The organism is Flavobacterium sp., from assembly GCF_046296355.1.
Lineage (GTDB): Bacteria > Bacteroidota > Bacteroidia > Flavobacteriales > Flavobacteriaceae > Flavobacterium.
On sequence record NZ_JBKBLM010000048.1, the window covers coordinates 1 to 7,685 of the forward strand.

The following is a 7,685-nucleotide window of genomic DNA, read 5'->3' on the forward strand; positions in this document are numbered from 1 at the left end:
CAAACGTTTGAAAGTTAACTTTCTACGATTTTAATCGAAAGACTTGAAGCCAAGAGAATTCTTCTCTGTCTAAGAACTATAATCACAAAATTTATCGGATTCATTACGCAAAATACTTCGTTGTCTGGGAAATTGCATCTAACTAGTTTATAAGTATAACTTTATCATACCTATCTGTTCAATTTGGCCTGATAGATATGATTTTTGTCATTCTTACCCTCAAATATAAATATTCCCTTTCAATTCTCAATCATTTGGTAGTAAAAAATACTTTTCCTCTTGCTTTTTGATTGCACCGCGGTTTCAGCTCCGAACAGAAATATTATATAAGAATTCTTGTTCGCAAATCACGAACAAGAATTTATATGGTAAAAATTGGTTCGTAAAACCCGAACAGGAATTTTATAACTAAAAAAGTGTTCCTACTGGCATGGTTTTTAGTACGCTAGTATAAACCGTTAATCGTTTAGTACTATGAAAGAAGCCAAAAATAAAAACAGTATCAGAGATATAATAGGGTTTACCCAGAAAGAACTGGCCATGTTGCTTGGGGTTACGCGTAGTAAGTTGGCCAAATATGAACTGGGCTTCGGTGACCTGCCGGATCCGGCAAAACTGTTGTTGGCTGAACTGCTTAACCACATGAATGAGTTAGAGAACAAAAGTAAATCCGGTCTTGAGGAAGTACTATTACCTACAGTGACGGAAGAACAACTCGACCGCCTAATCTTAGAGAATACTTACCAACTCAATTTGGTCAACAGGAAAGTCAAATCCATTCAAAAGAAACAGTCGGACAAGTTCAAAGCCCAAAAGCTGTTGGTTTATCTAAAAAACCGCCCACAGGAAAAGAGCCAAGAACATCAAGATAAATTGCGACTTATTACCAATAATACCAACAAAGCACTTGAAATTAATAGTCATAGTGCTTTATACGAGTGCCAACTCAAACAACAAATGTTCGAGTTAGAAAAAAGACTCCTGGCGTCAGCCAAAAAGAAATTGTCGAAAACTACTGAAAACAAAGGGGAAACAGCATAATTTTGTATTGCGATATGCACAATAAAAACGTTAAATATTTATTAAATAATCAATAAAGGTTGATTTTTGGCACAAGACTTGTCAATTCTTGCTGTATTAACTTTAAAATTATTTATTATGAATTATTCGTTAATGAATTTGACACAAGTGACCGACTGCAATGCATTATTAGAATGGGCAGCCAAAGAGAAAGCTAATTTGCTTTATAAAAAAACAACCGATGAGCGATTTGCTGTAAAGTATGCTGAAACCTCGCTAGAGATTGACGCCAATTTAATCAGCGTACTAGCTCAAATTAATGCCTCAGAAATTACCATCGCTTCTTTACCGGATGGTCCTACTAAAGAGCAAGAGCTCGACAAAAAAACAAGATTAGAGTACCGCAAGTTTGTACTCGAATCACGTAAGGAAGCTTATGGAACGATTGCCCTGCTACAAAAACAAACCGAAGTAGCGAGAGTAGAGCAAGAAATCGTCGAAATGGACGCCTTTGCAGCCACCATCCAAGCGCACTTATTGACAATACAATAATTTTTACCGACATGATAATGAAAAAAGCCTCCCGAAAGAGAGGCTTTTTTTATGGCTTAAATTAAAACTCCGTGCATCTCCGTGCATTCTGTGTATCTCTGTGTAAAAACTTCCAGCTTATCCCTTGAACTAATTCACGGCTTCTACTTTAAAACCTGCTTTTCTCAACAAGACAATCACGCCTTGTTCGCCACCAAGATGTGCAGCGCCAACGCCAAAGAAAGTGGGTTTGCTTTTGGCAATTTTATCAATGCGGCTAATCCAGTTTTGATTTCTGTTTTTGAGTAGGATATCGCTGTATTTGGAGGTCATTACATTGGCTGATTTTTCGGTAAAAGCTACCATTTCTTCTACATTTTCGGTTTTGTACAACGCCATCATTTGGGTTAGTTCGGTTTTATCGCGTTGCATATTGTCTTTGGCGGTAATCACCAATTCGTTCATTTGTTCTTGGTACGGAATGGCATCAAAAACAGCCAATTGTTCGGCTACAGTTTCTAATCCGATGGTTTCTTCGTTTTGGGTTTTGGCTATTTTCATCAATTCTGCTTCAACCGATTGCATTTCGCACCCTAACATTTTAGGATACAACATGGTCGTAATCATAAACGGTTTGACCGGATTGAGCATTTCGGCTGAGTAACCTACATTGTTGGTTAAAAAAGCATCTACTATTTTAAAATCGGCTTCGGTGACTAAGGATTTCATCGTTACACCGTCTTTCATCATCATGCTGTTGAGCATTTGCCCTTGCATAGAAGCATCGTCCATGTCGAGCTCTAAGCACAACTGTTCGGTATTGTCTAAAGCTTTCTTTACTTTATCGGATAATGTTGCATCACAAGTAATGTGAATAGTTCCGAATAGGTAGGAAGGTTTTGAAAGTCCGTTTCCTGAGATTTTCCACAACAAGGACTTTTCGTTGGTTTGGGCATTGACGATACCCGTCAATAATGCCAGTAGGAGTAAAGCTGTTTTTTTCATGTTATAAATCTATTTTTTTGAGTTCTTTATAATTTCCTTGTAGTTTTCGAAGCAGTATCCCATACAGCAGGCGGTAAATTAACCAAAAAATACCAACCGCTATTAAAGGGATAAGCACTAATATGGCGATGGTTTCAACTAGAATCAGATTGCTTTCATCATGGGCTATTTTATATTTTAAGGTGTCAATTTCAGGGTTATAAATAAAAGCCATAACAAAGCCTAAAATGGTACAAATAAAAACCATGCTTAAGTTATACCATACGTAGTATTGTACTGTTTTGCGGGTTCTTAAAATATCCTGCATTAATTGTTTTGTAGAGGTTATTGTTGAAATTTTAGCATAGTTTCGGTAAAAACAATAGATAAAAAAGAAAACAACAGCATAGTTTATATAATTAATGACCTTTAAATAAACTAAAAAGTTTTCAGCATTTAAACTCTTAATGACATCATCGGTATTATAGCAGAGGCTTACCGCTGTCCATAAAGCAAACTCCAAAATACTGATAATCAAAATCCATTTGACAATAGACGATGACTTTTTATGTATCATTTTGTAAATCTCAGTTTCCGTGACCTGTTCAAAAGAATGGGTATCCTTTTTCCAGGCTTTTTTTAATAAATCCAACTCTTCCATAATCCTTAGGGATTTAATATTTTTTTTAATTTTCCTTTAATTCTGTTCATTTTCACACGGGCATTGACTTCGCTAATCCCCAATGTTTCCGATATTTCGGTGTAATCTTTGTCTTCAAGATAGAGGAATACCAAAGCTTTTTCAATATCATTTAACTGCTGCACCGCTTGGTACATCAATTTGATTTGCTCTTCTTCTTCTAAGTTGTAGTCTTCCTGACTTAAAAAATGTTTTTGTCCTTCGTAAGTAATGGTGGAAACAGTTCGCGTACTTTTTCGGTACAGTGTAATGGCAGTATTTAATGCCACGCGATAGGCCCAAGTTGAAAATTTAGATTCACCTCTAAACTTTGGGAAGGCTTTCCACAGTTGAATGGTAATTTCCTGAAACAAATCGTTATGTGCATCATCACCATTGGTATATAACCGACATATCTTGTGGATGATGTTTTGGTTCTCCTTCAGTTGTTTTACAAATGATTGTTCTAGGTTGTCACTCATAGCCCGTTAGTAGTGCAAGTGGTGGTTTTGTTACACTTAGTAAAACTACATTTTTTATTATACAAATTCAAGTTTCTAATTTCGCTATCTTTGCCAAAGAAAATATTACCAGCATAAAAATGAAAATAGGGCATTACAATACACTTACCATTGCACGGGAAACCAAAGTGGGACTTTTTTTAACCGATGGCACCGCCGATGTATTACTTCCGGTGAAATATGTGCCAAAGGACTATACTATTGGTGAAGAAATTATAGTGTTTGTATACCTTGACCATGAAGAAAGACCTGTCGCTACGACTTTGGAACCCTATATTTTGATGGATGAATTTGGTTTGCTTCGCGTGAATTATGTCAACCAATTTGGTGCTTTTCTCGATTGGGGTTTAGAAAAAGATTTGTTCGTTCCGTTCAAAGAACAAGCGCGCCCTATGGAAAAAGGGAAACGTTATTTGGTATTTGCCTTTATCGATGAAAAGACCAATAGAATAATGGCTTCCAGCAAGACCAATCAGTTTTTGAACAATGAGAATTTGACGGTTGCTGTAGGCGATGAAGTTGATTTAATTATTTCGCATATTACTGAACTTGGAATTAATGTTATCATCAACGACATTCACAAAGGATTATTGTACAAAGACCAAGTGTATGAAGACATCCGATTGGGAGACAGAATGACGGGTTATATCAAAAACATTCGCCCTGACAACAAAATTGATGTGACTTTAAACAAATTCGGCTACAGTAATGTAGAACCCAATGCCGAGAAAATCTTATTTGAATTGAGAGCCAGTCGAGGTTTTTTAAGGCTCACAGACAACAGTCATCCGGAAGATATTAAAACCGTCTTGAAAATGAGTAAAAAGACGTTTAAGAAAGCCATTGGCGCACTCTACAAAGAAAAACGCATCGAGATTAAAGAAGACGGCATTTATTTGGTTGACGAAATAAAAATCTAAATTTTATTCTTTGATTTCCAGTTCAGCCGGCAATGGAATTTCTTCTGTTTTTTTGGCAAATAAACTGCTCACCATATTCAAAGTAGCATAAGGTCTGTTAGAATATTTATTGCCCAAACAAATAACGGTCATCGTATCCTTTTTGACCGGAACAAATGAAGTATTATTGCCATGCCACCAACCGTTGTGGTAAACCAACTTTTCTCCGTTAGCCAAATAACGCATACGCATTCCCAAACCATAGTCTTTTATAGGCTTGGCCACATGTGCGGCGCTGTAACCATAATAGGCTTCTTGCAACAATTCAGGTTTTATAAAATCAGGAGAATAGGTGGCTAAATCAAATTTGACCAAATCTCTCGGAGTAGAATAAATGTTTTTATCTCCATACAAATTGTCATATTGGTCCCAAGGAAAAATGGTACTTGCACGATATGATTTAGAAACGGTATCTCTATCAGTTTCATAATTGAATACAAAAGTGTTTTTCATTCCAAGCGGTTTGAAAATTAAGGTTTGCATAGCATCGCGATAGTTTTGACCGGTGGCTCTTTCAATGATTAGGGCTAAAATCACATAGTTGGTATTGCAATAATCAAAACGGGCATTGTTAGCAAAAATGGGTTTGAATTTTTGTTTTATTATCAAATCCAAAACATCTTTATTGGTCAGTACTTTTTTTCGGTTCCAAGCCTTTTTCATGATGCCCGGAAAATTGGAGTAGTGCGGCAAACCGCTGCGGTGATTCAGCAATGTTCTGATGGTTAAGTTTTTATAAGGGAATTTCGGAATCCAATCGGTTACTTTTTGGTCGAGCATTAAGTTGTCTTCCTGAACCAGTTTTAATATCGCTGTCGCAGTCAATACTTTGCTTACGGATGCTAAGTGAATCGAAGTATTGGCATCGATTTTCTCTCCTGTTTTTGTATTTGAAAAACCTTTGTAATGTTCATAAATAATGCGACCGTTTTTGGCCACAATAAAACTGCCGCTATAGTAAGGTGAATTGATAAACTTGTTGTAAAACGAATCAATTTTAAATCTTTTCTCAGAAATGTATTCTTTTGAAACGTTGTTAAACTTGATGTTAAGCGGAATGGTAATCAAAGTACTGTCCGAGTTTCCATTATTATCCGAACGCGAATTTTGTATTCCGGTCGTAGGACCTGAAATATAAAATAGGGTGGTTAGAAAAAAGGAAATTAGGGTAATCTTCATAATTGCAATAATACCAATATTTAACCGAAATGAAAACCCTAAAAGTCTAAATCATTGTTAATCTTTACAACATTTGTTAACAAAAAACCGCCTCGGGTGGGAGGCGGTTTTCAGGAATTACAATTTAACTTTTATGGGTAACAAAAATAATGTTCTCACCGGTTTTCCTTCTTTCATACCAGGAGACCATTTTACTTTCGAAGCTTTCAATAGTCGAATGGCTTCTTTTTCCATTTTATAATCAGTGCTTCGCACGGCTTTGATATCAGTTAAGGTGCCGTCTTTTTCAATGACAAACGACATGGTTACACTTAAGGTTATTTCACCATTTTCATCAATGTCAGGACTGTTGAACTTTTGCGCAACATATTCGTAGAATTTGCCCATACCACCAGGATATTTAGGAAGTACATCTACGGTACCGCTGTTTTCAACTCCTTCTCCTCCTGGTGTAGGAGTTGTGGTAACAGTTCCTCCTTCAGTTCCCGAATTTGGGATTCCAGTTCCGCCAACTGTACCTTCGCTAGCGGGTGGTAAACTCTTTACTTCAACATTTGTTGGAACATCAACATTCGCTTCAGGAGTTGCAACCACAACCATATTGGAAAGATTTGGCGGCGTTTCATTACTTGGCGGTTGTTGTGGTGACTGTTGAACTTCAGGTTGTGGTGCTTTAGGCTCTTTTGGTGTCAAGTCAATCGTAATGATCGGACCGTCATCAATTATTGGCGCAACATTATCAATTGGTCCGTCATCAAAAGAGGTTAGGAACAATCCACCACCAATGACAGCTAAAAAGAAAGTGATGCCACTCAAAAAAGCGATTAAAGAAGTTTTGCCATTTTCTTGGCGTAATTGGTAAGCGCCATAGGCTTTGTTTTTGCCTTCAAAAACCAGATCGATCCAGTTTTTTTCATAAATACTAACGTTTGACATAATTTATATGGTTTTAGAGTTAAGTATTTATACTACATAAGCGAGGTGTTTAATTATATAACGCAACAAACATTAAAATAGTATAAACAGTGTTAATTATTTTATATATAGATAGCGTTACTTCCCAAAAGGTTGGGAAGACTTTAATAAATTTTGATAAAAAAGGAGAATTATTTTTTGCTCTCGATGATTTCTGCCAGTAGTTTTTTGGCACGAAGCAATTTAATTTTAACGTTACTCAACGGTTCGTTAAGCTGTTCTGCAATTTCCTGATAACTCATTTCTTGAAAGTAACGCAATTGAATCACTTCTTGGTAATGCGGTTTTAATTCTTTGATGAATTGGAGTAGGCGAGATAAGTTTTGCTCGGTAATCAATTCGTCTTCTGCCGAAGGTGAGCTGTCGGCAACGTTGTAAGCTTGTTGGTCTTCTTCATCGGTGATTTCAACGAATACAGTAGATTTCTTTTTGCGAAGCATATCGATGTGCACATTTTTAGCAATGGCAATCAACCAAGTGTTGAATTGAAATTCGGGATTGTAGGTGGCAATTTTGTCAAAGGCTTTAGAGAAAGTTTCTATGGTAATGTCTTCCGAATCGGTTTCGTTTTCAGTGCGTTTCAGCATAAAGCCATACACTTCGTTCCAATAATGGTCGAGCAAAAAGGTAAACGCTACTTGGTCACCTTTCTTAGCTTTTTCTATGTATTTGTTTATTTCCAATGGACCGGTTTTGAGAACGTATTGGTGATGAATACATTCAATTGGGTGAAAATTAAAACAATTTCTATGATTGGGAACCAATACATCACATCTTTTTCTTTTAGTTTACCGGCGGCAAATCCCATTGATAACCACGCAAACAAATATCGGAAGC

At 36.5% G+C, this 7,685-nt stretch carries 9 protein-coding genes and 1 pseudogene; 3 read left to right on the forward strand and 7 right to left on the reverse strand.

Annotation, left to right across the window (positions count from 1 at the left end; translation table 11 throughout):
* Positions 1-474: 474 nt before the first annotated feature.
* Together ACK4HO_RS12495 and ACK4HO_RS12500 are read left to right on the forward strand one after the other, a co-directional pair.
* Positions 475-1,041 (forward strand): helix-turn-helix domain-containing protein, encoded by a 567-nt coding sequence (locus tag ACK4HO_RS12495; protein WP_409666286.1) that lies wholly within the window; start codon positions 475-477, stop codon positions 1,039-1,041.
* 117 nt (positions 1,042-1,158) lie between these two features.
* Entirely contained in the window at positions 1,159-1,572 is a 414-nt protein-coding gene (locus tag ACK4HO_RS12500) for a hypothetical protein (protein WP_409666288.1), read from the forward strand.
* Positions 1,573-1,701: 129 nt separating this feature from the next.
* Here ACK4HO_RS12500 and ACK4HO_RS12505 read toward each other — a convergent pair whose 3' ends face one another.
* Genes ACK4HO_RS12505 through ACK4HO_RS12515 form a run of 3 tightly spaced genes read right to left on the reverse strand, consistent with a single transcriptional unit; the run spans position 1,702 to position 3,696 of the window.
* On the reverse strand, positions 1,702-2,556 hold the full coding sequence (locus tag ACK4HO_RS12505; RefSeq protein WP_409666290.1) for a TraB/GumN family protein: 855 nt from the start codon (positions 2,554-2,556) through the stop codon (positions 1,702-1,704).
* Between the two features lies 1 nt (position 2,557).
* Positions 2,558-3,196 (reverse strand): hypothetical protein, encoded by a 639-nt coding sequence (locus tag ACK4HO_RS12510; RefSeq protein WP_409666292.1) that lies wholly within the window; start codon positions 3,194-3,196, stop codon positions 2,558-2,560.
* A gap of 5 nt (positions 3,197-3,201) precedes the next feature.
* Complete coding sequence (locus ACK4HO_RS12515) at positions 3,202-3,696, reverse strand: RNA polymerase sigma factor (RefSeq protein WP_409666294.1); 495 nt, start codon at positions 3,694-3,696, stop codon at positions 3,202-3,204.
* A gap of 119 nt (positions 3,697-3,815) precedes the next feature.
* Between ACK4HO_RS12515 and ACK4HO_RS12520 the strand changes: the two genes are divergently transcribed.
* On the forward strand, positions 3,816-4,655 hold the full coding sequence (locus ACK4HO_RS12520; protein WP_409666296.1) for a S1 RNA-binding domain-containing protein: 840 nt from the start codon (positions 3,816-3,818) through the stop codon (positions 4,653-4,655).
* A 3-nt stretch (positions 4,656-4,658) separates the two neighbouring features.
* On the opposite strand, the gene ACK4HO_RS12525 is transcribed toward ACK4HO_RS12520, so the two are convergent.
* From ACK4HO_RS12525 to ACK4HO_RS12540, 4 genes and pseudogenes are all read right to left on the reverse strand, one after another.
* Positions 4,659-5,873 (reverse strand): serine hydrolase domain-containing protein, encoded by a 1,215-nt coding sequence (locus tag ACK4HO_RS12525; RefSeq protein ID WP_409666298.1) that lies wholly within the window; start codon positions 5,871-5,873, stop codon positions 4,659-4,661.
* Between the two features lie 117 nt (positions 5,874-5,990).
* Entirely contained in the window at positions 5,991-6,809 is an 819-nt protein-coding gene (locus tag ACK4HO_RS12530) for an energy transducer TonB (protein WP_409666300.1), read from the reverse strand.
* Between the two features lie 170 nt (positions 6,810-6,979).
* Positions 6,980-7,531, reverse strand: coding sequence for an RNA polymerase sigma factor (locus ACK4HO_RS12535; RefSeq protein ID WP_409666301.1), 552 nt, complete (start codon positions 7,529-7,531; stop codon positions 6,980-6,982).
* Positions 7,522-7,685 (reverse strand): annotated as a pseudogene (locus ACK4HO_RS12540) (glycosyl transferase family 2); the annotation flags it as partial. The gene ACK4HO_RS12535 and the pseudogene ACK4HO_RS12540, both read right to left, overlap by 10 nt.

Bases quoted from the DNA above. Each gene is read 5' to 3' on its own strand.
- ACK4HO_RS12495 (WP_409666286.1), top strand. From the start codon at position 475: ATGAAAGAAGCCAAAAATAAAAACAGTATCAGAGATATAATAGGGTTT.
- ACK4HO_RS12500 (WP_409666288.1), top strand. From the start codon at position 1,159: ATGAATTATTCGTTAATGAATTTGACACAAGTGACCGACTGCAATGCA.
- ACK4HO_RS12505 (WP_409666290.1), bottom strand. From the start codon at position 2,556: ATGAAAAAAACAGCTTTACTCCTACTGGCATTATTGACGGGTATCGTC.
- ACK4HO_RS12510 (WP_409666292.1), bottom strand. From the start codon at position 3,196: ATGGAAGAGTTGGATTTATTAAAAAAAGCCTGGAAAAAGGATACCCAT.
- ACK4HO_RS12515 (WP_409666294.1), bottom strand. From the start codon at position 3,696: ATGAGTGACAACCTAGAACAATCATTTGTAAAACAACTGAAGGAGAAC.
- ACK4HO_RS12520 (WP_409666296.1), top strand. From the start codon at position 3,816: ATGAAAATAGGGCATTACAATACACTTACCATTGCACGGGAAACCAAA.
- ACK4HO_RS12525 (WP_409666298.1), bottom strand. From the start codon at position 5,873: ATGAAGATTACCCTAATTTCCTTTTTTCTAACCACCCTATTTTATATT.
- ACK4HO_RS12530 (WP_409666300.1), bottom strand. From the start codon at position 6,809: ATGTCAAACGTTAGTATTTATGAAAAAAACTGGATCGATCTGGTTTTT.